This window comes from Bradyrhizobium sp. JYMT SZCCT0428, assembly GCF_018131075.1.
Lineage (GTDB): Bacteria > Pseudomonadota > Alphaproteobacteria > Rhizobiales > Xanthobacteraceae > Bradyrhizobium.
This window is the reverse complement of record NZ_JAFCLS010000059.1, coordinates 17,552-42,850: the sequence shown is the minus strand read 5'-3', so window position 1 is coordinate 42,850 and position 25,299 is coordinate 17,552. Positions and strand designations below refer to the sequence as shown.

The following is a 25,299-nucleotide window of genomic DNA, read 5'->3' as shown; positions in this document are numbered from 1 at the left end:
TACGGCTTATGACGCGCTCTCCCCGGTGAGACGGCCTCTATTGCCACCGTCGCCCCTCGGAAGCGTTAGCTCCCGAAGGACTTGACGCCGTTACGGGCGCCAGGACCACACGCTTTCGCCGTACGCTTCAGCCGCGACCGTCAATCGCAACTGTTACGTCCATCGCAACCCGCCCCTCGTCGTGACGACGGCCGACGCCCCTCTGAGTGGGACGGGATAACGCAAACTCGTAGAGATGATTTGCCCGACGGCGAAAGCGAAATATTTTTTATTTCGGGGCTTGACACAACTTCTGACAATCAGAAGTGATTTGCCAGTCGGGTCAGTTTGTCGCGGCGGTAGCTCGCTTTTCACAACTCATGATGGCACACGGCCTCGATGCGGTTGCCGTCGGGGTCGCGCAGGAACGCCGCATAGTAGGACGCGTGATAGTCGCGCAGGCCCGGCGGTCCGTCGTCGGTGCCGCCGGCGGCAATGCCGGCGTCCCAGAACGCATCGACCTGGGTTTGCCATCGTGCCTTGAAGCACCAGTGGCGGCCGAATGCGTCCTCCGGCTTCGGACCTTTGCGGATCGTGAGATAAACCCGGTCCGGATACGCCGGGCGTGCGCGCTCGCCGTAGCCGAGCCAGTCGTCGCGACGGCCGACCTTGACGATTCCGAGCGCTTTCATGATGGCGTCGTAGAACCGCTCGGCGCCGGCGATGTCGGAGACTGTGATGGAGACGTGGTCCAGCATGGAAGTTGGCTCCGCCATGAATTAGCTCGTCACGCCCGGCGTGCCGGCATCCACGTCCTTGGCCACAGTAAGCAAGACGTGGATGGCCGGGACAAGCCCGGCCATGACGGAGAGTAATCGTCCTCAGGCGCTGCGCGCCCTAAACCGCGTTCTTCAAGCGCTCCAGCGCTTCGAGAATCTTTTCTTTTCGCGCCACGGCCGCCTCGCGCTTCTCTTTCTCTTCCTCGACAATCTCTTCGGGCGCGTTGGCCACGAATTTCTCGTTGCCGAGCTTGGCGTCGACGCGCTTGATGTCGGCTTCGGCCTTGGCGATTTCCTTGTCGAGCCGGGCTTTCTCGGCCGCCAGATCAATCACGCCCTTGAGCGGCAGTGCCACGACTTCGCCACGCACCAATAGCTGCACCGCGCCTTCCGGCGCGCGGTCGGCGAACGAAATCTCGGCGAGCCGCGCCATGCGCTTGACCGTATCGCTCCAGCGCTGCGCGCGATCTTTGGTCTCGGCGGAAGCCCCCGCCAGCACCAGCGGCGTCAGCGTCGCCGGCGCAATGTTCATTTCCGCGCGCACCGAGCGGATCGCGGTGACGAGGTCGACCACCCAGCCGATTTCGGCTTCCGCCGCGGGATCGCTGAAATCGCCGGCGTCGAGTGCGGCCATGATCGGCGGGATCAGCGCATCGTTCGGGCCCGCCAACGCCATCGATGCGAGTTGATCCGCCGTCGCCGCTCCTGCCTTGCGCGGCCATTCCGCCAGCACCAGCAGGCCGCCACGCTTCGCCGTCACCGCCCAGAGTTCTTCGGTGATGAAGGGCATGAACGGATGCAGCAGCTTCAGGATTTCATCGCGCGCCCAGGCGACCATCGCGCGGGTCTCGGTTTTCGCCGCGCCCTCCTCGCCCAGCAACATCGGCTTTGCGAGTTCGATGTACCAGTCGCAATAAACGTTCCAGACGAAGCGATAGATCGCGTTGGCAGCGTCGTTGAAGCGATAGGCCTCGATCGCCTCGGTGACTTCACGCGTCGCGCGCGAGGTTTCGTGCGCGATCCAGCGGTTCAGGGTTTCGTTTAAGGTTTCCTTGGCGCACGTGGGATCAAAACCCGCCGGCATGACGCAGCCATTCATTTCGGCAAAGCGGCAGGAATTCCACAGCTTGGTCGCGAAATTTCGATTGGTTTCAACGAGTTGCGGCGACAACTTGATGTCATGGCTATGCGCCGCGCCGCGCGCCAGAGCAAAGCGCAGCGCGTCGGCGCCAAAGTCGTCGATGACGCCGAGGGGATCGATGACGTTGCCTTTCGACTTCGACATCTTCGCGCCCTTCTCGTCGCGAACCAGGCGGTGGATGTAGACGGTCGAGAACGGCGCTTCCTTCTTGAAGTGGAGGCCCATCATCATCATCCGGGCGACCCAGAAGAAGATGATGTCCCAGCCGGTCACCAGCACGTTGGTCGGATAGTAACGCGCAAGCTCCGGCGTCTCGTCGGGCCAGCCGAGCGTCGAGAACGGCCACAGGCCCGAGGAGAACCATGTGTCGAGCACGTCTTCATCGCGCGTGATGAAGCCTTCGCGCTGGGCGGGATCCTCCGCCATCGCCTGCCCCTGCTCCGGCGTGATGACTTCCTGCTCGACGTAATAGCCGAGGGCGTTGCCGACGGCCTCCTCTTCGGTCTCGGCGACAAACACTTTTCCGTCAGGCCCGTACCAGGCCGGAATCTGGTGGCCCCACCAGAGCTGGCGGGAAATGCACCAGGGCTGGATGTTCTCCATCCATTCGAAATAGGTCTTTTCCCAGTTCTTCGGCACGAACGTCGTCGCGCCGCTGTGCACCGCCGCGATCGCGGGCTGCGCCATCGTCTTGGCATCGACATACCATTGGTCGGTCAGATAGGGCTCGAGCACGGTGCCGGAACGATCGCCATGCGGCACCATGTGGGTGTTGGGCTCGATCTTCTCGAGGAACCCAAATTCCTCCAGGCGCGTGACGATCCGCTTGCGGGCGGCGAAGCGCTCGACGTTGTGGAATTCCTCCGCGAACTGCGACGCGCCTTCCGGCAGGTCGCGCAGATAATCTTCGTTCTCGACCAGCGCGAGGCATCCCTCCTGATCCAGCACGCTGACCCGCGGCAAGCCGTGCCGCTTGCCGACCTCGAAGTCATTAAAATCGTGCGCCGGCGTGATCTTGACCGCGCCCGAGCCCTTCTCGGGATCGGCGTAGTCGTCGCCGACGATCGGGATACGGCGGCCGACCAGCGGCAGGATGACGTGCTGGCCGATCAGGTGTCCGCGCCGTTCGTTGTCCGGATGCACGGCGACCGCCGTGTCGCCCAGCATGGTCTCGGGCCGCGTGGTCGCGACCACGATGAAGGTGGTGGGATCGTCGGGGCTGAAGGTCTTGCCCTCGATCGGATAGCGCAGGTACCACAGGCTGCCCTTGACCTCGACCTGCTGCACTTCGAGATCCGAGATTGCCGTCAGCAATTTCGTATCCCAGTTCACCAGGCGCTTGTCTTTGTAGATCAGGCCTTCGCGGTGCAGTTCGACGAACACTTTTGCGACCGCGCGCGACAGGCCCTCGTCCATGGTGAAGCGTTCGCGCGACCAGTCGCAGGAGGCGCCGAGCCGCTTCAGCTGGTTGACGATGACGCCGCCGCTTTCCGCCTTCCACAGCCAGACGCGTTCGAGGAATTTCGCGCGCCCCAGTTCGCGGCGGCCCGGCTCCTGCCGTTCCATCAATTGCCGCTCGACCACCATCTGGGTCGCGATGCCGGCATGATCGGTGCCCGGTTGCCACAGCACGTCGCGGCCGCGCATCCGCTCGAAGCGGCAAAGGACGTCCTGCAAGGTGTTGTTGAGCGCGTGGCCCATGTGCAGCGAGCCGGTGACGTTCGGCGGCGGGATCACGATGGTGAAGGGCTCGGCGTCGCGCCGCTCGGGGCGGCCGGCTTTGAACGCGCCGCTCTCCTCCCAGATGGCCGACATGCGGCTTTCGATATCGGCGGGCTGGTAGTTTTTCTCGATCATGACAATGCAATTGGGGTCTTGAGGAAGCGATAGCGGCTTCGGGCGAGTTTTGGAGACGGTTCGCGCCAGGAAAACGCGTTCAAAACAACAGACCAGCGCCCGATTCTGAACCGACCAGGAACGTTACTGGCTCCTAGAAAGCCGCAGCAAGGCACCGAGTCAACCGGACCTGTATGCCGAAAGCACGATAAAGCCCAATGGGGGTGGCTGAATAAGGGCCAAACGGCTGCAAGCTGGTTAACGCCCGCGCGAAACCCGCTCGATTTCGGCCTTGACGATCCGCTCGACCAATCCCGGCAGATTGTCGTCGAGCCAGGATTTCAGCATCGGCCGCAGCATTTCCTTGACCAGATCTTCCAGCGTCCGGGCGTTGTTGCTGAGCACGGTGTTGGCCAGCGAATTGAACGCCGATTCGACCGCGGACACCGTCGAGCGCGACAATATCTGCGGTCCCGGTGCAACTGCGGCGGCGCTCTCGAACGGCGGCGGCTCATAGGCCGGCTGCCGGTGCAGCGCCTTGGCGGCGGCGGTCTCGGTGAACTCGATGTCGTCCTGAGGATCAATCTTGTGGAATGAGGATGCCGCGGGCTGCGGATCCGGCACCGCCATCTCATCGGTGAGTTCGAACACGTCTGCCTCGGGCTGCGCCGGCCGGATGTCGGCCTCCGGCGTCGCCGCGTCGAGGCTTGCCAGCATCGCGTCGATATCGTCCTGGTTGTTGGTGGCGGCGGGCTCCGGCGCAGGCGGCGGTGGCGCGGGTTTGGGCGCGACGGCCGGTTTGGGCGCGATCGCCGACGGCGGAATATCCTTCATCGCCGTCGGCCTGGCGGCCGGAGGCTCGGGCTTCCCTGATGGCGGCGGGCTGGCGGGCCTCTCGGCTGCAGCCGGCTTTGCATCACCAGGTTTGGCTTCGTCGTCAGCGATGATGCGACGGATCGACGCCAGAATCTCCTCCATCGAGGGCTCTTGGACCTTTGCAGGTTGCGTCATCGCCGACTCCACATCGAAACCATTTTACACCAAGCCACTCGGGATTTGCCGGTTCCGGATATGCAGGCCGGGATTTTCATCGCGCAAGCCAGACTTGTCCCCAGATCAACCCCACACGATGCGTCGCGCGGGGTTCCGCTCCCCAAAAGCAACCCGGCTCGCGGCCCGTAGACGTAAAAGCTGTGCGAATCGCCCTGCTGCCTCCAAGAAAGTTATGTCACGGCAACAAGTGATTGCAACAACACACCCGGCGTACTCCCCGTCGGGTGGTGAATCATTCCGGCCGGATGACGTTGTCATCTCCAAAAGTGACGCTTGTCATCCCGAAGTGACTCTTGTCATCCCCGCACGCATGCGGGTGGCGGGATATCAGCGGCCGTCGGGGGTGCGAACGCCGGCCCAGCTGTCGCGCACCTGATGATAATGCACGCTCGGATCATAGGTCGTGGTCGGCAGCTTGAGCACGATCGGTGACAAGCGCCCGATCGTGTTGAGCACCGAGTAGGACGCGACGACGCGGTCGTGCTGGGCGGTGACCAGCGCGACGCGTGCGTTGACCAGCGCCTGCTGCGCGTTCAAGACGTCGAGCGTGGTGCGCTGTCCGGCCTTGGCTTCCTCGCGCACGCCGTTGAGCGCGATCTCGGACGCCGTGACCTGCGCCTGCGCCGACTGCACCTGCGCCTTGCCGGCCACCAGCTGTCCCCAGGCGGTGACGACGTTGGCGCGGGCCTGATCCCGCTGCTGTTCGAGAGTGAGGCGCTGCTGCGCCAGGGTTTCCTTGGATTGGCGGATCAACGAATATTCAGCGCCGCCATTGTAGATCGGGACGTTGAGCTGCGCGACAGCCGACGCCCCAAACGTACTGAAGACCGTCATCTGTTGTTCGTAGGACTGCTGCACCGATGCCACCAGGTTCACGGTCGGCAACAACGCGCCCTCATTGACCTTGACCTGGAGATAACTGACGTCGATGCCGAACATCGCCGCGGTGACGTTCGGATTTTGCGTCAGCCCGAGTTCGACGGCGCCGGGCAGCGAGGCCGGCAAATAGCGATCGACCGGCGAACCCGGGGCCAGCGCCACCGGCTCATTGCCGATGATGCGGCGGAAGTTCGAACGCGTCGTGTTCAGGTTGGACTCGGCGGTGAGTTGCTGGGTCCTGCCGGCGGCCAGCTGTGCTTCCGATTGCGCAACGTCGGTGCGGGTCACTTCGCCGACATTGAAGCGGTCCTTGGTCTGCTTCAGCGTCTGTTCGAGCACGCGAACGTTGCTCTTCTGAACCTCGACGATCGCGGAGTCGCGCAGATAGTCCATGTAGATCGTGGCAGCCGACAGCAACACAGTCTGCTCCAGCGCCCGCAAGGCTTCTCGCGCACCGGAAACCTGGCTTTCGGCGGCGCGGGTCCGGTTGGCGGTCTGCTGACCATTGAACACGTTCTGCGTGACGGTGGCGCCGACGCTGCGCGGCGCATTGGTGCCGTGAACTCCGGTCCGCACGATGTTGTTCGGGTCACCGCCCGATGTCAGGTGGGTGTCGGTATATTGATAACCGGCGCTGGCGGTGACGGCGACCCTCGGGCGATAGCCCGACAGCGCCTGTGGCACGGCTTCGTCGGTGAAGCGCACCTGGGCGCGCTGCGCGTTTAACTGTGGGTTGTTCTGATAGGCGCGCACAAGCGCGGCCTCGATCGTATCGGCAAGGGCGGGCGTCGGGCCCATCAAAGTCAACAGAAGGACCGAAGCCGCAGCTCCGGCAAAAACCTTCACCCCACGCATCAATGGTGATCCAATCATTTAGTTCGCCGGCCAATACAATAACCGGACGCCGCTTCAGTCGAAGTGAGTCCCGGCTCACCTTATTCCGCACAGGGCTCCGACGGAACCACCCAGCAAGCGAAAGCAGTCGAAACTCTTCACGTGGGGCAAACGGGCCACACTTCTGATTCAGAACGGGATTTTAACAGCCTGAACGGGCGTCTTTTTTCGTTTAGACGTGTTTTCCTGGCGCGAACCGGGTTCCACCCCGGCTCAAGTCCGGGGCAGGCTTTCGCTCGAACGCGCTTCTAAAAAACGAACGCTGGAAGCCGTTCCATGCCCGTCAGCACCGGCACGGCGGCGTCGAACAGCGCCCGGTTCCCGAAATCGCCATGGGAACGCGTCACGATGGTAGCCCGCTGCGGCTGCGACATCGCGAAAACGCCGACCAGCCGGCCGCCGTCCCGGAGTTGCCCATAGAGCTTTTGCGGCACGACCTCGGTCGCGCCGTTCAGGACGATGACGTCGAAAGGCGCCCTGGCGGGATCCCCGTCGGCGCCCGTCGCGCTGTGGACCTGCCCGGCAAACTGGCCGATCACGGCAGCGGCGTATCCGCTGGCGCAGCCCACCACCAGGACATTGTCGGTTTCCTTGATTTCGGCGGCCTGCAGCATCTTCGCCAGCACCGCCGGCTGGATCAGGAACTGCTTCTCCGAACCGCCCTCGCCGACCTCGAGATCGAGGTCCAGATAGGCCAGCGCGCGCTTGTTTTCGGGGACAAAGGTCTCGCGCGGCACCGCCAGCATGGCGTCGATGATGCGGATATCGGTGACGTCGCTGGGACGCACCTGACCATCGACCATTTTCTGGCGCGCGGTCGAAAAACCGGACATTGGCGAAGACCCTGAAAGCAAGCGGCGTTGCCGCCGGGAGAGCTGAAACCGGGGTCATCTTTGATACAAGCTCCGGCAAAACGCAACACGCCGGGCGTGCGCGCCAAACCGCGCAGGATTCAGAAGGGAAAGGCGCCCTACTCGATCGTGACCGCAAGCCGGCCGATCAGCTGCGCGACCTCGTCCAGATGCTCGGAATCATGTTCCACAAGCGCTTGCGCCAGCCGGAACAGGCATTCGTCATCGCTGAGATCAGGAATATCGCTCGGCACGATCGACGGCACGGCTCTCGTCAGGTCGGTGGTAATGGCTGACATCGATTCGGCTCCCGTGAAACCCGGCAGTTTCAAAGCTCGGATCGGATTGAGTCGAATTGGCGGCTTGCGCCATGCTCCGCGCGGATGCCGGGTTTGCACCGGTGCGTTGCCGGTTATGCCCCGCGCCGGACCGGAAATGGCGGCAAATCCTTGAGCCGCCGGGGATTTCAGGCCCCATACACCATGGCGCCGGGGATGGACATTTGGTCCTTTGCAAGCCCGAAAGGCTTTGTTATACGCTCCCGGCTCGCGAACATTTGTTTCGCCTATTCCTCGGTAGCTCAGCGGTAGAGCATTCGACTGTTAATCGAATGGTCGCTGGTTCGAATCCAGCCCGGGGAGCCAGCAAAATCAACGACCTGTCGCGAGATTCGAAATTCCCTATTGGCGAGATGTCGTGCGGGGCCACTTTGGGGGCCACTTGTGGCGGGGCTCCCGTGGGTCTGGGATTTTGCCGACAGCATGCACTGATAGTCTTGAAAGCCTTGTCCCGCTCTTTGTGTGAGAACTCGCATGCGGCGGACAGACCAGCCTCGGTGCGCACCGCTCCTGATCTCGTCCTTCGGCCTAAGCTTGTAGTGAAAAGCACGTCGGTGCGCCCGTTCCCGATCGCTTTATCCGATGCGTCCCGCCGTTGGCCTCGCGTGGGTAAGCCGCCACTAGCGAGCAGCCGCCTCTGGTTAAGGGTTGGTCCGACTTGGACCCAAGCGCCTGTGCCGCGTCTCGTAGCTCAAGCGCACGCCCGTAAGCTTGTGAGACCACCTTGGCCTGGGAAGCACCAAGGCCAATTTAAGAGTGCGCCCTCGGCTTGCGTGACCGGCAGGTTTTTCCTGGTCCGGCGTGCAGCACCGCTTGACGGCATCCACGTCGGCCGGCAAAGCGATGGCCTACTGATAAACCGTCCAAAAAAGACTAAAGGGTGAGCGTCGGCATCGGTCCATTGGCGAACTCGCAATCGAGTTGCCAAACCGCCCCATCGTGACGGACGGACAAGAACGTCATGCCGTCGCCGGCCGGCGGCCGCACCACTTTCACAACGCAGCGGTAGTGATAAGTCCCACCTGAATCCACAATATCAATTGTCTCGTTGGGAACGATATCCTCATCGAAGCTGTTAGCGAAGGGGTAAGGCGCGTAGACTGCGGCGGTATGAATAGAATGCACTCGCGTGATTAGAGTTCCGGACGTGTCGCAGATATCCGCCGTCGCCACGCAACTTCGGTGCTCATCGCCCGACAAAAACACCACACCTTGTATCTGTTTTTCAGCGATGTAGGCCAACACGTCGCGAAGCGCATCCGGATATCCATCCCATCCATCGGAATGCAGGGCGCTCAGGTTCGACGGGTCCAGACTTGAATCGCGTTGTGTCGCGCGGCGATGACGCGGCAGCGGCATGGCCGGCGATACAACGAATTTCGGAGCCGGGCTGTCTAGCAGCCACTGCTTCAACTTGCCCATTGTCATCGGATCGAACAGTTCTGCACCCGCAAGGCTGCCATCCGCCTTGCGATGCTTCCGTTTGCTGCGCGTGTCGAGCAGGAAGAAATGGAAGCCGTCAAAGTCGAATGTCTCTAGAATGTCTAATGTCCCGAACCCGTGATCGATGCCGCGTTGATATTTCTTGTACGCGGCGAATCCATCCGTTTTCTTCTTTGCATTCGAGGGATCATCGGGATCGGCGATCGGCTCCCAGTTGTCGTCAATTTCGTGATCGTCGAGCAGCATGAATGATGGAATGCGGCGCAAAGCACCGCGAACGTACTGCTGGCGCAGCCACGCCTCGTAGGGCAAACGATATTGATCATCCTTCCCAGCAGGATCGTAAAGCCCGGCGGTGGGGTCGACATATACCTGATCGCCCACGAACAGCGCAAACCGCGGCTTGTTTCCGGCACCTGCATCCAGACGGTTGACGAGGTCGTTGTAGGAGCGATACGCGACTCGATCATCTATGAATCCGGCGGGGTATTGGCATGACGCGAGAGCGAAGCTCGTGCCGCCCGGATTTGGTATTTCGGGTGGCTGTGACGGCGGATCGTATGGAATTACGCCGTCCAGAAGATCAGTATCCTGCTCGCTCATGCTCTCGAGGACGGCCTCGCCCTCTGGCCCATAGCCGAACAACATTGACATCGCGGTCGTGTCCGTGATCTCGGGCAGCGCCGCCGAGTTGCGGGTAACCTGCGCACGCCGCTCCAGCCCACGGTAAACAAGGGGCGGAGGCGCACCCTGTGCGCCGCCTCGTGACCATTCATTATAAGGGGCCAGGGCACGCCGCGCGGCATCGGCCATTGCTTCAAATCGACGGAACTCAAATTTGAGCGCCTCGATGGGCGGGTCGTCAGCGGGACCGCTTGGACGCAGCCAAAAGACCTTTTGCTGGCTGGTGTCGGCGATCGCAAAATAATAGAGCGGCGCAAACAATTGCGGGGGTAGTGACGGAGCCTCGTCATAGACCAGCAGCACCAACAACGCGTTGCCAGGATGGGTGGGATCGTAGCCGGGCATCAAGGGCGGCAGCGGAGCTTCGAACGCAATCCACCCATCCTTGAGCTGCGCTGACGTCAAGACGGCCATATGGTTGACGATGTAAGGTAGATCCCAATCCTTCGTGTGGTCGTCGGGCCTCAAAATTTGGTTGCCGACGAGGTCGATGCGGAGCATCAGCACGGCTTCCGCCTCCCGGAGTGACGGCGCTGCGCCCACGCGGACCACCAGTGTCGGCCTTTCAGGCCGCTCTTCGGTAATGATTGGTCCGATCCATGGCGGAAAAGCGACCTTCTTTGCGTTGGGCACACCTGAGTTCGGCGTAATGTTAGCGTCCAAGAACGCTTCGATCTTCTGAAACGTCTTATGTCTCGTCGTTCCAACCAGCGCATCTTGGTGACCGGCGCCAGTATTAATAAACGGCGGAAGGTAATTGCGCCCGGCGTCGTCGAGAATCTGCCCCATGCGGTCAACGGTTGAAACGTGCGAAAGCCCGTTGTCGCCGCTGTGAACGCTGAATGTCGGGAAGTTCCAACGGCTTTCAAACAACCGGCGTGAGACAAATTGGTTTTTACCGTGAAAATCTGTCATCATGGAGTAGCGCGCGAAATGTAGAGCCGACGATACAGTCTTCAAGCTTAGAGCGCCGAAGTGCTCATCGATAAAGCGCAGCATCTCCGGTTCCATGTTAGCTGCGTTGAAGTCCCGGCCGTAAAGCGCATCCATGCGATGCCGTGTGCGTGTCCAAGGCGTTCGTTTGCATGGCCAGAGCGGGCTCTCGATATCGAACTCCTCGACGGGATAGGGCAGCGTTGACAGCAGCCGGTCCCAGAGATCATCGGCGAGCGTCGGTTTCGTGGGGTTGAAGCTGTAGCTGTCCGGCAGAAAATCAATGAGGTACCGCATCGCGTAGGCGCGAAACACATTCGCGGGCGTGAACGCAACGAGCGGCCCGACCTGCGTGAAGGCCGCGCGATCCACAAGATCGTCCACCTTGCCATCGAGCACCGCGATGCTGAAAACGACGGTGCCCATGCAATGTGCAATCACGTCAACTTTGCTGTCATTCGTCTCACGGGAAACGGTGCGTAACACCTCCGGTACGTCCTCTTTGCCGATTTGGTCGAAGCTCCAGGCCTTAGTCGCGGTAGTCGGCTGACCGGAGCTGGTTCGCAGATCGGCGATCCATACGTCGCGCCCCGCCTCCCATAGATAGCTGGCAAGATTCGGATTCACCGCGTGATGCGCAAACGTCGTCCCGCCCGCGCTGTAGCCATGGAGCATCACGACAGGCCGCTTGGTGGTAGCGGGATTCGGGTAACGCGTGAGCCGTACTTCGCCCGGCACGGCCACCCCCCCGCCTTCCGGCAATCGAGCAGGAATCGGGATGTGGTGGATCTCTGCGGCGATGGAGCGGCCGTCAGAAAGGCGAAGTGCGAGCGGCGGCAGAAGGTTCAAGACATCATTCCCCGGGTCGGTGTCCTTGTCCGGCGCCCGGAAACTCCAGATGTGCAGGCTAAGCAGCAGACGCGTGACGTATCCGAGGAAGGTCACAAGTTCGCCAATTGCGCTCACGCCATCGCGTTGGCGCGTTATTCGAAACAGAGGGACGCCGATTCGCGCAAGGTAACGGACATCCAGCTTCAACGACCTTTCGGTGACGCTACCACTCATCCCGGGGAACGTTTCGAGCGTCACATCCATGAGCTGACGCCAGGGATTACAGCGGCGCTCGTACGTGAAGGTTTTGGTCCCGGCAATCTTGTTGCCATCAAGTACGATTTTGGCGCCGGGGTCAGGCGCACCGATCGTGAGGTCGTAACGAAACGCTCGGATCTCGCCAGAGCGGCTTGCGATTGCGAGCCCCGACTTGATCCGCGACCATAGTCCCGGGCCGCCGTCGCCATCGACGATTGCTTGATAAGTGTCACGCAATCCGCGATTCAGAACCCATGCTTTACCCGCCTTCCAAATTCGCGCAATCGAACAAGATTTCTGCCGCTCGAAGATCCGCAGGCTGCCCGTAAGCGGAGCGCTGTAGCACGCGATCGCGTCCAGCTTCTGCTCGAGCAAACGCGGAGGGGTCCAACCGTTCTCAAGCAAATCCCACTCGGTCCGTGGAAATATCCGAATCCTGCTGCGGACCGTGAACTCGGACATGTTCGTTGCGACTTGGACGGTGGGCTTGCCACCATTGCTGGGCGTGAGCTGCGCGAGCGCCGTCGGGCTGAAACGCAGGGTCAGTTCGACGATTCGCGTCTGTGCCTGCTCCCCGCTCGGTTGGAAATTCACCGGCCCGACGAGCCGCTCGATGATTTCGACCTCGGTTGCCGGAGGCGGAGCTGCCACATCAGTTGAACGAAATACAGGCCGCGTCAGAGGCACGCCTACCGTGGGCGGGGGACCGACCACGTAGCCCCACTGAATCGCGAGCGCCTCGGCCGCGCGAAGCGTCACGGCCGAGATCGTGAGCGCTGGATTGGTGCCGAGGGCCGTCGGAATGATCGAACCGTCGAGCACAACGAGACCATCATGCACAACGCTGGAGGTGCTGCCCGAGAAAACCCGGCCGATGTGGTCGACAACGCCGTTGGCGCCCGTGTCGGCCATCGTGCACCCGCCGAGCGGATGTACAGTCGTCAGTGGCCCGCGCTGATCCTTGAGCAACCAGGTCATTTCCGTCGGAAGCAGCTTCCAGACGGGATTAGGAATCACGCGCCCGCCCGTGTTTTTCGTGAGACCCGCAAGGGTCATCAATTGCTCTTCGAAAACCGGCAGGTTTTGTAGCTTGTCCCAACGGAGCCGCGCGATGCCGTCCCGATCCGCGGTCGTCAAATCGCCATTGATCTCGATGCTGCCGGCTGCGCCGTCATCGCCCATGACGGCGTAAAGTGCGGAATGCTCGACGCGCGAGGCAGGCACAGCGCAGAGGTCGCTGGTCGGAAATTCCTGAATGTGTTTCGAGCAATCCGCCTCGGCGAGGCCGTGCAACATGTTGACCGTAGCGAAGGTCTCAGTGAAAGCGAGGCGCAGCCCTGCCGGCACCGACATTTCCTCGATTACGACGCCAGCCGTCGCCCGCAGGTCGATGACGCCGGTGATCGTCGGGCCGATCTCGCGAGTAGAAGGTTTAATAGTTTCGTCCGCGACTGTATTGACCGCCGCGTCAGTCGCGTAGTCGACGACCAGCATGTCTCCATTGGTTGAGCAACGCTTGCCGAGCATGTCAGACAATTGCAGTCCGAGATCACGCGAGCGTAGGAGTATCTCGCTTGAGCCGAGCGTGCCTGCGGCCAGCACCACCTTCCGTGCACGTATTTTGAGTACCTCACCGTCGCGTTTGCGCAGATTGGCGTTGGTATGCACACTGTTGACGACCCATGCGGTGCTGCCTTCCTTCTCGATACTGAGCACGGTCGCTCCGCTGAAGATTTCCGCACCGGCTTGCTGCGCGTGCGTGAGCAAATTGACGTCGAGTGAGTTCTTGGCACCGAAGTTACAGCCGGTGGCGCAATCGCCGCAGCGGACGCACTTGTTGAGGTTGACATTGCCCCAACTCGTCGAATTCTTCATCGCGACCGTGATCGCGGCCGGGTGAAATTTGCCAGTGGGCGCGATGGCACGGATCGATTGATATTTCTTCGGCAGGCCGTCAACATGATCGGCGATCGTGTTGGGAATGCCATTGATGCTGGCACCGACCAAATCTCGCGCGCGGTCAAAATACGACGTCCAGGTCGACAAGTTCTTTAATGCGCTTGGCCAACCGTTCGTGAAAACGCCCGGTGCGGGCACTTCCATGACGCCTGCGTTGATCAGTGAGCCGCCGCCAACCCCGTTTGCGATTACCGTGGTGACCTCTCCTGCGAGCCTTATGTCGAAGAGGCCCTCCTTGTTGTGTTCCTGGCGGATATGCCCCGGCAATTCGCCCAAGCCGGTCGGAAACGAGCCTGGAAGATACTCCTTGCCACGCTCGAGCACGCCAACGGTGATCGCCGCTCCGCCTTGCCGGCGACCTGCGAACGTGGCCGCAGCAATCGCGCCGCCGTAGCCGCTGCCGATGACAATTACGTCAAAATGTACTTCCGTAGGCGCATGGCGCACGCGATGGATCAAGCGCTCAAAGCCCTGCGAGATCCAGGCCGTTCCCGAGTCCGTGTCAAGTCCCCCGCCCCCTGGCATTATCTGCCTCTCTTTCGAGAAATGGAGGAGGAAGGGCGATCGACCTGATGCCTCCCGATGCCCTCGTAAATCACGAGGCTGCTCTCGTTCTCGCCTTGCGGCATAACACGCCCCCAAAAGGTGCGTTGAACGGTGTAGTTGCACTGCCAATCTAGCGGGTTTTGCCAGCTTGTGTAGTTGATTCTTGGCCGACGTCCTCAAACCTCCAGTCGAGGCGCACCCGTTGCGGTTCGCAAACTTTGCTATAGGAATGGTATGGCTATTCTTTGCTCAGCGAAAACATCCATTTAGACAGGTATCTGGTGTCTCGTTGGCACCCGCCGCAAGGCCCCGCTAGCGCCCGGTAACTTCAGTCCCGCGGCGCCAAAGGCATTCGATGAATTCGTGCGAAAGATTTGATAGGATAAGGCGCTTAGGGAATATTTGAGTTGTTGTCCGCCCGTCATCGGGCGGGCGCGAACAACTGGCTTGTTTGGCGCTCCTTTCACCACTTTCTGGTTCGACGATGAGGAAAGAGGTTGTGCAAGAGACCGGTCGACTGCTCGAGAGTTTCTTGCCGCTGGAGTTGCTCGGTAGGCTTCACGGGCCTCGCGGTGACCTGCCTGCGGCCGTAGAGTTTACAGCAGCCGTCCTGTTTGTTGACGTCTCCAGGTATACGGCCTTGGTTGAACAGCTAGCTCGACGTGGGCAGGAAGGACTTGAGAAAATATCGGAGCTGCTAAGTCTCTCCTACGGACGGTGCGCGGACCAAATCTGCGCTCGTGGCGGCGAAGTGCTGTACTTTGAAGGAGACTCGTTAGTCGCCTATTGGGCCGCTGACCACGATCTGGGAAACGCAGTTCAGGCCGCTGCAGCTTGCGCCGAGGCGATCTGCGGTGATCATAATGTAGGCGCTTCGACCAGCGAAACCGACCCGGCCCTGCACGTCGGCGTGGGCGCCGGGAAGCTCTGGGCTGCGGCCCTTGGCGGCCAGCCCGTTTGGAATCTGATCGCGGGCGGCGACGCCCTTATGCAAGCGGCAACTTCCCAAGTGCTTGCTCCCCCTCGGGAGTACGTCCTATCCGACGCTGCGAAGCAAGCATTAGCGCATTCCGGAACGCACAGCGGTGATACCATCGAAATGCGGCCTGCACTTCGTTCACCGCTTCCCTCTTTGGATTGGCTGTCCTGCTTTCTCCCGCCACAGCTCCATGACGCAGCATTTGCATCCGGTCATGTTTCCGTGATTGGACATCGCAACTCCGCAATCGACCTCAGTCGAGAAGTTGATGCCCTCCTCCGTGGTATCAACGAGATACGACCCGTTTCGGCCGTCTTCGCGAGAATAACTGGTTTGGATCCGCGCGCCCCTCCCGCCCTCTCTCAGTTGCAGACACTCTGCGTGTCGCTTCAGGAGAACCTGCGAGCACGAGGCGGACCACCGGGGGAACTGTACTTTGACGAAAAGGGTCTAATTTTCAGCTGCGCATTCGGAGCCCGTGGAAACTTTCATCGCGATGATCCCTACCGCGCCGTCGACGCCGCTCGCGCGATGGATGAGACAGTTAGGGGGCTGGGCCTCTCCGCGTCTATTGGTGTAGCAACAGGCCAAGTGCTTTTCTGCGTTGTTGGAAGTGCGCGACGCCGTCAATTGATGGTCCATGGTGCAGCCATGAATCGCGCAGCGCGATTGATGACTGCCGTATCGGCAGACATTGTCTGCGATGCACCGACGGAACGAGCCAATCGAACAGCGTTTTCCTTTGAGCAGCAAGGCACTTTGCAGCTCGACGGACTGGGGGATATGGCCGCCGTCTTTCGCCCATTGGAGCCGCGCGTCACTGTAACTGTCCCTTCCACGCTAATTGGTCGGGAAAGTGAAATGGCGGTCTTGAAACAACTATTCGAAGAAACACGCAGCGGCGGCACGCGTTTGCTGGCTGTTTTGGGTGAGCCGGGAGTTGGGAAAACTGCATTAGTCACGGCTTTCATGGACGAATTGCGGTTAACCGGGACGCCAGTCTCGGTTGCGCGGGCGGAGCGTGAGGATCGGCGAACATCGCTCTTGCCGTGGCGACGGGTGCTTGCATCCCTCCTTGGTCTGCCTCCCGACTGCAATGGATTTATCGTGCTCGAAGACGTTAGAGCCCGTGTCGACGAGACTTCAGCCATCGTCGGGCGACTGCCCTTGCTTGGTGGCGTATTGGGCATTGCGATCCAGGAAAACGACGGGACGCGGCATCTAGAGGGACCACACCGTGCAGACGCGACAATGCGCCTTCTCGGGGATCTGATAGGCGCACTGGCACCACACCCGCTTGTGTTGATATTGGAAGACAGTCAGTGGCTCGATTCAGCGTCGTGGCGCCTGATCGAATGGATACTCGGATCCCTTTCATCGCTATTACTGATCGTGTGTGTGCGCGTTGAAGAAATTCCAGACGAACTGAAAAGCTTACGCCGACGCGCCGAGACAGCTCGGATGAACACTAATCGGCTGGAAGCCGACGACCCGGCTCGGTTTTGCCAGGTCCTTGATCTCGATGAACTCGGCGACGTGTCCATCCGCGAACTGGTCGCTCGCACTCTGGGAGGGGTGCCGCCGCATCAAGATTTGGCAGGCCGCATTGCAGCTTTGGCCGGGGGTAATCCTTTCTTTGCCGAGGAAATTTCAATAGCCCTGAAGAGTGAGGGGCTTGTAGCGGTGCGTGATGGTTTTTGGCGCCCCATTCGGCCGCTCGACAAACTTCGTTACTTTGAAGGTGTCGAACGGGTTATCCGCGAGCGCGTCGATCTCTTGGACACCGCGTCTTTCAACTTTCTCAAAGCCGCTGCCGTAATTGGCCGTTCATTTAGCATCACTGCCCTTCAGATATTGCTTAGCGATCAGCTAACTAGTAGTGCCGTCGAGAACGCTATCGAGTCACTGTTGGCCGTACACCTTGTGAGGCACGGAAGTGGTCCAGGCGAATACGAATTTCGTCACGATCAAATTCGCGACGTCGTGTACAGCTTGATATCGGTTGACGCCCGGCAGCGCCTACATGGACTACTGGCTGACTGGATCGAATCAAATCAATCGGCAACTGCACCATTAGAATTCTCAGCGCTTGTTCAGCATTTTGAGGCTGCTGGAAACATCGAAAAGGCTGTCAAGTATGCGGATTTAGCCGCTACACGCGCACTCCAGGTCGGAGCGTTTCGAGAGGTCGAGGCGTTTCTGGGGATCTGCTTTAGTCATGAAGCGCGTCAGCAGGCTCGCGGTCCTGAACAAGAGCTCCAAGCCGTACGTTGGCGGAGACAGCTTGCGGAAGCACATTACGGCCGTGGCGACATACACGCTCAGGGTGTTGCCGTAAGACGCGCGCTTAACGTGGCCGGACAACCCGTGCCCCGCTTCCCGACGACGACCGCAATCCGTCTTGTAGGAAGAGGCATACAGCTGGCGCTGCAGCAGGTTTTTGCTCCGTCTTCGAAGTGGGAGCGCCCCGATCGGCGCGCTTGGGAAAGAGAGTTAGCTCGCTGCCTCAACCAGGCAGCCACGGTTGATTATTTTGAACTCCGTTATGCCCGCGGAATGTGCAATCTCATTGGAGCAGTTGCGCATGCGGAACGCGTCGGGCCTTCCGTCGAGCTGGCCGTCGCGTCTTCGCAATTGGGATGCGGTCTTTCCTTTTTGGGCTGGCAGAGCGCCTGTGACTACTTCATTTCTAGGGCGGAACGGGTCGCCATCGCTTTAGCTGATCCTGCAGTTCATTCTCATGTGTGTATCCTGGACGCGCTTTGGCGCATTGGCCGCTGTGATTGGTCGATGCTCGACCGCCGTTTGAATGAATCTCAAGAGCTGTCCACGAGGGCTGGGGACCAGTTAGGCTGGTGCAATGCCCAAGGCATCCGCTTCTGGTCCCTCTATTATCGCGGCGATCGAAGCGCCTTGGAGCGAACAGCGCTTGCGCTGTTGTCACGCGCACAGAACGCAGGGAATATTCAGCAAGAGATCTGGGCACTTCGATGTAAGGCGTTGTGCGTTCTCCACACAGATCGCCCTCGCGAAGCGGTTGACATCCTTCGATTGATTACGTCTGCAATGCTGGGATCTGTGGATCTTGCCGCACAAATCTCCGCAAAGGGCGCGCTCGCCCTTGCTCTCGCTCGTGTCGGCCAGCATGCCGAAAGCATCGAGGCCGCGACCGAAACGCTGGACTTGTTGCGAGAGCTGCGTCGGCCGACTTCTCACAGCACACTGGTCGGAATCTCGGGCGTAACCGAAGTGCTTTTGCGTGGCCGCGAAGCCGGGCTTTCGCGTGAATACGATCAGTGGCCATATTGGGAACGCCAAGCACTCGATGAATTGAAACGCTATCGCCGTGTCTTTCCCCTGGGCGGGGCCCAATACGGGCTGTGGACCGGGGTGGCGCATTGGTTGGATGGTCAGAAAAGCCAGGCGCTAGTTGCTTGGAACGAGGCTCTTGCGATTGCTCAACGGCTTTCCTTGCGCCAGGATGAGTCGATGATTGCTGCCGAGATGAGGCGTCGCCAAACCCAAGGTTGAGAGCAGCGCGATACCGCTTGATTATTTTTCGGGATTTGTGTGCTGGTTCACAAAGTCCAAGCAACCTTGGATATAAGGAATTTAACTCCCGGAGGGTCCTTCCATGGCGCACTCATTCGGTGGCGAAACCTCATCCAACGGCGGACGGCTTTTTACGGGAGTCTGCGCATTGGCCGTCGCAGCGTCGCTGTCGGGCCTTGCGACTCTAGTTATGGGTTGCGCGCCGACCTTGGCGCAGGGGGGAGTAACTTACGTCGAACAAGGTTGGACCGACGCTGAGAAGCAGTGGTGGTATACCACAACGCAAGGCTCGCGCTTGGTGCCCCTATCATGGATGACGGCCCTCGAGCAGGGGGACAGCACAGAAAAATTCCTGTCCGACGCTAACGTCCGAAAGCTTGGCTACTTGCCGGGCGGGACAACCGGAAACGCTTTGCCGCTCGGATTCGTGGTTGATCAGGGGCCTGCCCCGGACGGCAGCCAAAAACCTTGGATAGGCATGACCTGTGCTGCCTGCCATACTAGCGAGTTCACTTACGGTCGGCATCGGGTCCGGGTCGACGGTGCGCCGACGCTTGCAGATTTCCAGGGCCTCATGGAGGGCTTGCTGGCTTCCCTGGTCGCGACACGGGCCGACGTGCAGAAGCTTGATCGATTCGTGATTGCTGTACTTGGCGCGCCCCCTTCGCCGACGGATCGCGCAACGCTCATTGCCGATCTGGACGGACAGATTGCGTGGTTCACGCGACTAGCGGCGAAGAATGCCGCTCCCATCCGCTACGGACACGGCCGGCTTGATGCGCAGGGGCATATCCTGAACAAGATCGCGCTCAGCGTTGGCGCCTCCGAGCCTTTAATTCACTTTCCCTCCGATGCGCCGGCGAGCTACCCGTTCCTCTGGAATACTCCCCAGCACGAGCCCGTGGTGCAGTGGAACGGCATCGCGCCACAGCCTATTATAGAGCAAACCTTCAATGGCAAGACGTTCGATCTCGGCGCCATGCTGCGCAACACTACCGAGTTGATTGGCGTCTTTGGTTCGGTGGACGTCACCATGGAGCCAGGCAAGGACGGTTACGCCTCGAGCCTACGCTTCGAAAACATGATCGACCTTGAGAACCTGGTGAAGCGTCTTAAGTCGCCGCGCTGGCCGCAACAACTCCTGCCGCCAATTGACGTCAACCGGGCCAACGAAGGCCGCGCGCTTTACACAAAACACAAGTGCAACGATTGCCACACGGTTCTCGACCCGGCCACCGAGTTGCAATCAAAAGTCACGATTACCATGACCGCACTCAAAGATGTCGGCACCGACATCTGGCTTGCCTGCAACGCCTACCTGCATGAGTCGAAGTCTGGTCTACTCGAGGGCCGTCCAGGCTTCGGCACAATCGCCGAGGTTGGTCCGACGTTTCAACTGCTCGTAAACATGAGCCTTAGCATGATTGCCCGAGCGCAGCAGGCTCCCACCTCGGAACCAGGCATGAACGCCCAACGCAATTTGCGCACGAGCAGCGTTGCTGCCACAACTGCCGCTCCGGAACGGGTCGGCGGTCCGCCACAATACGACGACCCTGTTAAGGCGCAGCGCGCGCAGCGTTGCCTCTCCGAAGTCGACGCAACCCTGGCCTACAAGCCACGACCATTGAATGGCATCTGGTCCACAGCCCCCTATCTGCACAACGGGTCCGTATCGACTTTATATGAGCTTCTGCTACCCCCAGGCCAACGCAAGACTTCGTTCTGGGTTGGCGGGACCGAGTTCGACCCCGACGACGTCGGCTTCAAATCGGGTCCTGCCGATGGCCCGTTCGAGTTTCGCGTGCGTGATGCCAGCGGAAAGATCATACCGGGGAACGACAATGGTGGCCACGACTACGGGACCGCCGGCATGACTAACGAGGAGCGCCGCGCATTGGTTGAATACCTCAAGACGCTATGAACAGTGCAACAGGACGACTGGCACCGTGCTGGCGCTGGAGGTTGGGCGTCGGGGTGTTTTTGAGTGTGGGAATCCGGAGCCAGTACAAACGTCGCCGTAGTCGCCCGCCATTTGGCGCGTGCAACAGAACAATGGTTTCTCGAGGAGCATCGCTCCTCCGAAGGCAGCTGATACTCCGAAAGCCTTGGGCCACTGGTTACCAGAGCTACGTATCAATTCACCGTGACGGTGCCCGTCGGTACCGATGTGTTTGGCGCTGTCGATTAAGGGTATTCGGTATAGGCAGGAAGCCGGCTTATCGGGCGGCTGGCTGCTGCGCCTTCGCACTTCCGTACTACCTTCGGAAGCGGACACTGGCCTAGCCAGTCACCATGTCTCAAAGGTGCATATGCCTTGACGATCAGTTTCTCAGCTGCCGAGCTAATCCAAACAAGATAGCTTGGGCTTCGCCAGCAATCTCGCGCACGATCTCTGCTGCGGGTTGTCGCTTGTGAACAAGGGCAGCACTCTGGCCAGCCCAGAGCGACAACGCATCTATATCCCCCTCGGCATCAGTACCGGGCGTGTACGATCGATAGCGCACAATCGGCCCGCGTGATTTCGAAGTAGCCACCACATCACCCTCACCCGGGCGCTTGCCCGTTGCCGGACGTCCGGCGGCTTCCCACGCAGCGACAGTACTATTGCGCAATACACGATGGGGTGCGTTAGGCCAGCCGATGTCGAACAGTTCTTCGAGATAAACGGTATCGTCTTCGGTGGCCTGCAAAATTCGCTCGCGATAGCGCGGATGAATGGCGACCTCATTGCTCGCAAGAAAACGGGTCCCGATCCATGCCCCCGAAGCGCCAAGTGCCAGGGCAGCGGCAAGCCCGCGGCCGTCGGCAATACCCCCCGCTGCAAAGACGGGAACCGGTCCGACCGCATCGACCACTGCGGGAATGAGTGGCATCGTTGCGACCTTACCACGCACATGACCCCCGGCTTCCCATCCTTGTGCGACAACGGCGTCAACCCCGCTCGCTACCGCGTGCCGCGCTTCTGCAGCCGTGCTGACGGTGTGGAGCACTGTGGCACCACCAGACTTTGCGCGGGCCACAAGGTCTGAAGGATCGCGCCAGAAGAAGGAGATAACCGGCACGCCCTCCTCCAAACAGGCGTCAAGGCGCTCTTCTTGCGGAAACTCCAGGTTCAGATTGACGGCGAACGGCTTAGTCGTGAGAGCGCGCGTTTCGCGGACCAGCTGACGCAATCTCGGTACGTCCGCCCCCCACAGCGCAAGTGTACCGAGGCCGCCAGCGTTGCTAACGGCAGCAGCGAGGGCGGGGCCGACTGCCCCACCCATGGGCGCTTGAATTATTGGAACTTCGATGCCAAGCCGTTCACAACCTGCCGTAATCATTAGGTCACTCCATCAGCAAAATGCGCATTCTGGACCAAACGTAGGGCAATACTGCCCGAGTTGACGTGCTCGGCACGTTCGAAAAATGCCATTAGCGACCAAAGCGCACGCGCAGATACTCTAGACGATGGCGCGGGATGGCAGACGACGATGAAGACGTTGATCGGTTTCGCTGGTTCGATGGGGGAAATTGCTTTCCTGCTCAGCCCGGGTTCGCGGGTACTTCGGTCGCGCCCTCGGGAATACCGACCCAAGGCAGTTTTTCGGCGCACCAGATATGCAGGTTGGGTGCGAGCCAGTTCGAGTCGTCGAGCGTGCCGGCCTTGACGAACACGATGGCGCCGTATGCCGCGCCGTGGCTGTAGACGTGGGAGCCGCAATCGCCACAGAAGAACCGGTAGAACGCCTTGCCGCTCGCGCCGCTATGATCCTCGTAGCGGCGCGGACTGCCGCTTTCGATGCGGAGCGTGTCCTGCGGCACCGCGACGTTCATCGAGAAAGCGGAGCCCGAGTTCTTGCGGCAGGTCTCGCAATGGCAGACCACCTGCATCAGCGGCTCGGCGTCAGAACGGTAGCGTACGGCACCGCAGAGGCACCCTCCCTCGATCGTCGGCATCGCATCTCTCCCTGCTGTTCACTCCCGAGCGCAAATCCGTGCAACAAGACTACCAAGCGGCCTGACATTGCTCAAATCGCAATATTATGGTTCTAATATTGCCATGGCCAATATCAGGAAAGTTGACCTCAACCTGCTCGTCGTGCTCGACGCACTGCTCGAAGAAGGAAATGTTACGCGAGCAGCCGCGCGGCTAGGTTACACCCAGCCGACGGTCAGCGGCATGTTGATGCGTCTCCGCGACTTGTTTGGCGATCCCCTGTTCGTACGCACCCAGCGCGGCCTGCTGGCGACCCCGCGGGCACAGGCGCTGGCCGTTCCATTGAAACAGTTGCTCGATGACAGCCGGCATCTCGTCGCACGCAATGCATTCGATCCGGTCCACGCCGAGGTCACCTTCAGGGTCTCGAGCAACGACTATATGCAGCACGCCGTTCTCACCCCGTTCGTAAAGGCGCTCAGAAGCGAGGCGAGACAGATCCGGCTGGCCATCGTGCCACCGATTATCGAGGGCCTCGGCGACGCCCTCGCACGCGGACAGATCGACCTGGCGATCACTGCGGCTCAGTTTGCGATGTCCGATCTGCCGTCACGGCTGCTTTATCGCGACCGCTATGTCGTCGCGGTTCGCCGTCAGCATCCGCTCGCGAGCAATGCGGCCATGACGGTCGAGCGCTTATGCGATTACGATCACGTTGTGGTGTCGCCAACGGGCGGATCGTTCGAGGGCGATCAGGCGTTTGCGCGGCTTCAGCAACGGCGCAAGGTCCGCTATTCCCTGTCAACCTTCCTGCTCATTCCGGAGATATTGCAGACGGACGATCTTGTGGCACTCGTTCCATCTCGCCTGCTGGGTCAGAACAACAAGCGGCTGTTCGTGCGCGAGCTTCCTTTCCAGGCCCCCGGTTTCGAAGTGATTGCCGTTTGGCATCCGCGCAACGACAGGGATAAGGCCCATCGCTGGCTGCGCAGTCGATTGGCTGCGGTTGCAAAATTCCCGTGATCGAAATGGGCTCGGATGAGCTTTCCTCGTTGTTCCGAAAATCAACCCAAACGGCACGCGAGTCCGCTTTGGGTCAAACTCCGAAGTCTGAGTGCGCAACTGGGAAGTCCGCTTTGCCCTCAACAACGGGCGTCGTTAGCCAGACCTGTCAGGAAGTGCCAATTTCCCGACGTCAGAAGGTAGTCGCTCGTCGCCTTCAAGCGATCGGCGCGTTGCTCGTTTCCATCCGTCGGAGGAAGTTTTCGATTGGTTGCAGGGCATCAATAGCTGGAATACTTTCGCAAGCTTTGGCGTTCGAACACCAAGGATATGGCAAAACCGCGAACCATTGCATAATCGGCTTCGCCCCCTCGGCTGGAAGCACGCACATAACCTCCATGTCGATCGCGAGCTTCTTCACGCGGCGATCATCATCGGAACCGAAATGCCAAGCATAGTGTCCGCATCCAACACGAACCGCGCCTCCTTCTCTTGCCGACATCCCGACCAGCCAATTGCAACGGAAATACGGAGGGTAATCTGAGTTGGGACGCGAGAGGCAAAACGTGCGGACGTTCACGTACTGGTCTCCGAAATTTGTGACCAACACCTGAGTAATCTGCTCCAGTCCCTTTGCTGAGCTTGGGAATGAGATAGCGTCAGTTCTTACAGCCATTTCGAGTTCACAGTCTCCCGCGAAGGCCCGCATCATCAATTGAGGACGGTTAGTATCCTTTGCCTCAATGTACGTGCTTATTGCATCGGTGGCATTGATTGCCGTGGATTGGTTCATTTCTAATCCCTCCACACGTTCAGAGCACGCCTAGCGTTGCGGCCTATTGAAGCGGACAACGCCATCGGCGACAAGGACGATGCATGTCCGTTCAGGGTCAAAAACGGAAGTCGATCAGCGCCCTTTCCTCGTCCGCTTCAACCTCAATAGCGGACATCTCACTTCCATACCGAAGATGAGTTGGCGGCGGCGACACAGACCCCAAGGATGAAACCGGGCTCGCGCAAAACCGCATCGCCCGCCGAGGCTTTGCGATCAGCGGCCTTGCCGATAGCGGCAATATTCGTCGCCACTGTCGTATTCAATGCAGACCTTCACGCGGCGCCGAGGTCGCTCGTCGTCGTGGGTTCGATATTCTCGGTCTCGGTCCGCGCGATCCCAGTCCCAATTGTCCCGATCGCCATATCGACCGCGATCCTTGTCGCTATCGCGATATTCGTCACGGTCCCCGCGCCGCATGTCTTGACCCACTTCCCGGTCGTCCCGGCCTATGCGGTCCCCGTCACTCCGGCGATCCCGATCGCCGTATCGACCGCGATCCCTGTCCCGATCCCAATATTCCTCACGGTTCCCGCGCCGCATGTCTTGACCCACTGCCCGGTCGTCCCGACCCGTGCGGTCCCCGTCACCCCGGCGCATCCTCCAGTCAG

15 protein-coding genes and 1 tRNA gene are annotated in these 25,299 nt (G+C 60.4%); 4 read left to right on the top strand and 12 right to left on the bottom strand.

All coding sequences use genetic code 11. From position 1 onward, the window contains the following. Window positions 1-350: 350 nt before the first annotated feature. From JQ575_RS37695 to JQ575_RS37670, 6 genes are all read right to left on the bottom strand, one after another. A complete protein-coding gene (locus JQ575_RS37695; RefSeq protein ID WP_212038253.1) occupies window positions 351-737 on the bottom strand; it encodes a VOC family protein in 387 nt (128 codons plus the stop codon). 139 nt (window positions 738-876) lie between these two features. Continuing rightward, window positions 877-3,756, bottom strand: coding sequence for a valine--tRNA ligase (locus JQ575_RS37690; protein WP_212038251.1), 2,880 nt, complete (start codon window positions 3,754-3,756; stop codon window positions 877-879). Between the two features lie 237 nt (window positions 3,757-3,993). Then, on the bottom strand, window positions 3,994-4,746 hold the full coding sequence (locus JQ575_RS37685) for a PopZ family protein (RefSeq protein WP_212038250.1): 753 nt from the start codon (window positions 4,744-4,746) through the stop codon (window positions 3,994-3,996). A 369-nt stretch (window positions 4,747-5,115) separates the two neighbouring features. Next, the gene (locus tag JQ575_RS37680) at window positions 5,116-6,522 is read right to left on the bottom strand and encodes a TolC family outer membrane protein (RefSeq protein WP_212038249.1); all 1,407 of its coding nucleotides are present in this window, start codon (window positions 6,520-6,522) and stop codon (window positions 5,116-5,118) included. A gap of 287 nt (window positions 6,523-6,809) precedes the next feature. Then, the gene (locus JQ575_RS37675) at window positions 6,810-7,394 is read right to left on the bottom strand and encodes a protein-L-isoaspartate O-methyltransferase (protein ID WP_212038248.1); all 585 of its coding nucleotides are present in this window, start codon (window positions 7,392-7,394) and stop codon (window positions 6,810-6,812) included. 137 nt (window positions 7,395-7,531) lie between these two features. Then, window positions 7,532-7,711, bottom strand: a complete 180-nt coding sequence (locus JQ575_RS37670; RefSeq protein ID WP_212038247.1) for a hypothetical protein — start codon at window positions 7,709-7,711, stop codon at window positions 7,532-7,534. Between the two features lie 270 nt (window positions 7,712-7,981). Between JQ575_RS37670 and JQ575_RS37665 the strand changes: the two genes are divergently transcribed. Then, window positions 7,982-8,056, top strand: a tRNA-Asn gene (locus JQ575_RS37665). A 567-nt stretch (window positions 8,057-8,623) separates the two neighbouring features. Here JQ575_RS37665 and JQ575_RS37660 read toward each other — a convergent pair. After that, window positions 8,624-14,317 (bottom strand): alpha/beta fold hydrolase, encoded by a 5,694-nt coding sequence (locus JQ575_RS37660; RefSeq protein ID WP_212038246.1) that lies wholly within the window; start codon window positions 14,315-14,317, stop codon window positions 8,624-8,626. 862 nt (window positions 14,318-15,179) lie between these two features. Next, window positions 15,180-15,398, bottom strand: coding sequence for a hypothetical protein (locus tag JQ575_RS37655; RefSeq protein ID WP_212038245.1), 219 nt, complete (start codon window positions 15,396-15,398; stop codon window positions 15,180-15,182). A 636-nt stretch (window positions 15,399-16,034) separates the two neighbouring features. On the opposite strand from JQ575_RS37655, the gene JQ575_RS37650 reads away from it, so the two are divergent. Together JQ575_RS37650 and JQ575_RS37645 are read left to right on the top strand one after the other, a co-directional pair. Next, window positions 16,035-18,914 (top strand): AAA family ATPase, encoded by a 2,880-nt coding sequence (locus JQ575_RS37650; protein WP_212038244.1) that lies wholly within the window; start codon window positions 16,035-16,037, stop codon window positions 18,912-18,914. Between the two features lie 103 nt (window positions 18,915-19,017). Continuing rightward, entirely contained in the window at window positions 19,018-20,856 is a 1,839-nt protein-coding gene (locus tag JQ575_RS37645; protein ID WP_212038243.1) for a di-heme-cytochrome C peroxidase, read from the top strand. 400 nt (window positions 20,857-21,256) lie between these two features. Here JQ575_RS37645 and JQ575_RS37640 read toward each other — a convergent pair whose 3' ends face one another. After that, a complete protein-coding gene (locus JQ575_RS37640; RefSeq protein WP_212038242.1) occupies window positions 21,257-22,258 on the bottom strand; it encodes a nitronate monooxygenase family protein in 1,002 nt (333 codons plus the stop codon). Window positions 22,259-22,460: 202 nt separating this feature from the next. Further along, entirely contained in the window at window positions 22,461-22,874 is a 414-nt protein-coding gene (locus JQ575_RS37635; protein WP_212038241.1) for a GFA family protein, read from the bottom strand. 103 nt (window positions 22,875-22,977) lie between these two features. Between JQ575_RS37635 and JQ575_RS37630 the strand changes: the two genes are divergently transcribed. Continuing rightward, window positions 22,978-23,877, top strand: a complete 900-nt coding sequence (locus tag JQ575_RS37630) for a LysR family transcriptional regulator (protein WP_212038240.1) — start codon at window positions 22,978-22,980, stop codon at window positions 23,875-23,877. 196 nt (window positions 23,878-24,073) lie between these two features. Here the strand turns inward: JQ575_RS37630 and JQ575_RS37625 are convergent, their stop codons facing one another. Then, window positions 24,074-24,649 (bottom strand): hypothetical protein, encoded by a 576-nt coding sequence (locus tag JQ575_RS37625; protein ID WP_212038239.1) that lies wholly within the window; start codon window positions 24,647-24,649, stop codon window positions 24,074-24,076. A 158-nt stretch (window positions 24,650-24,807) separates the two neighbouring features. Further along, on the bottom strand, window positions 24,808-24,942 hold the full coding sequence (locus tag JQ575_RS45915) for a hypothetical protein (RefSeq protein WP_283842689.1): 135 nt from the start codon (window positions 24,940-24,942) through the stop codon (window positions 24,808-24,810). Between the last annotated feature and the right edge of the window lie 357 nt (window positions 24,943-25,299).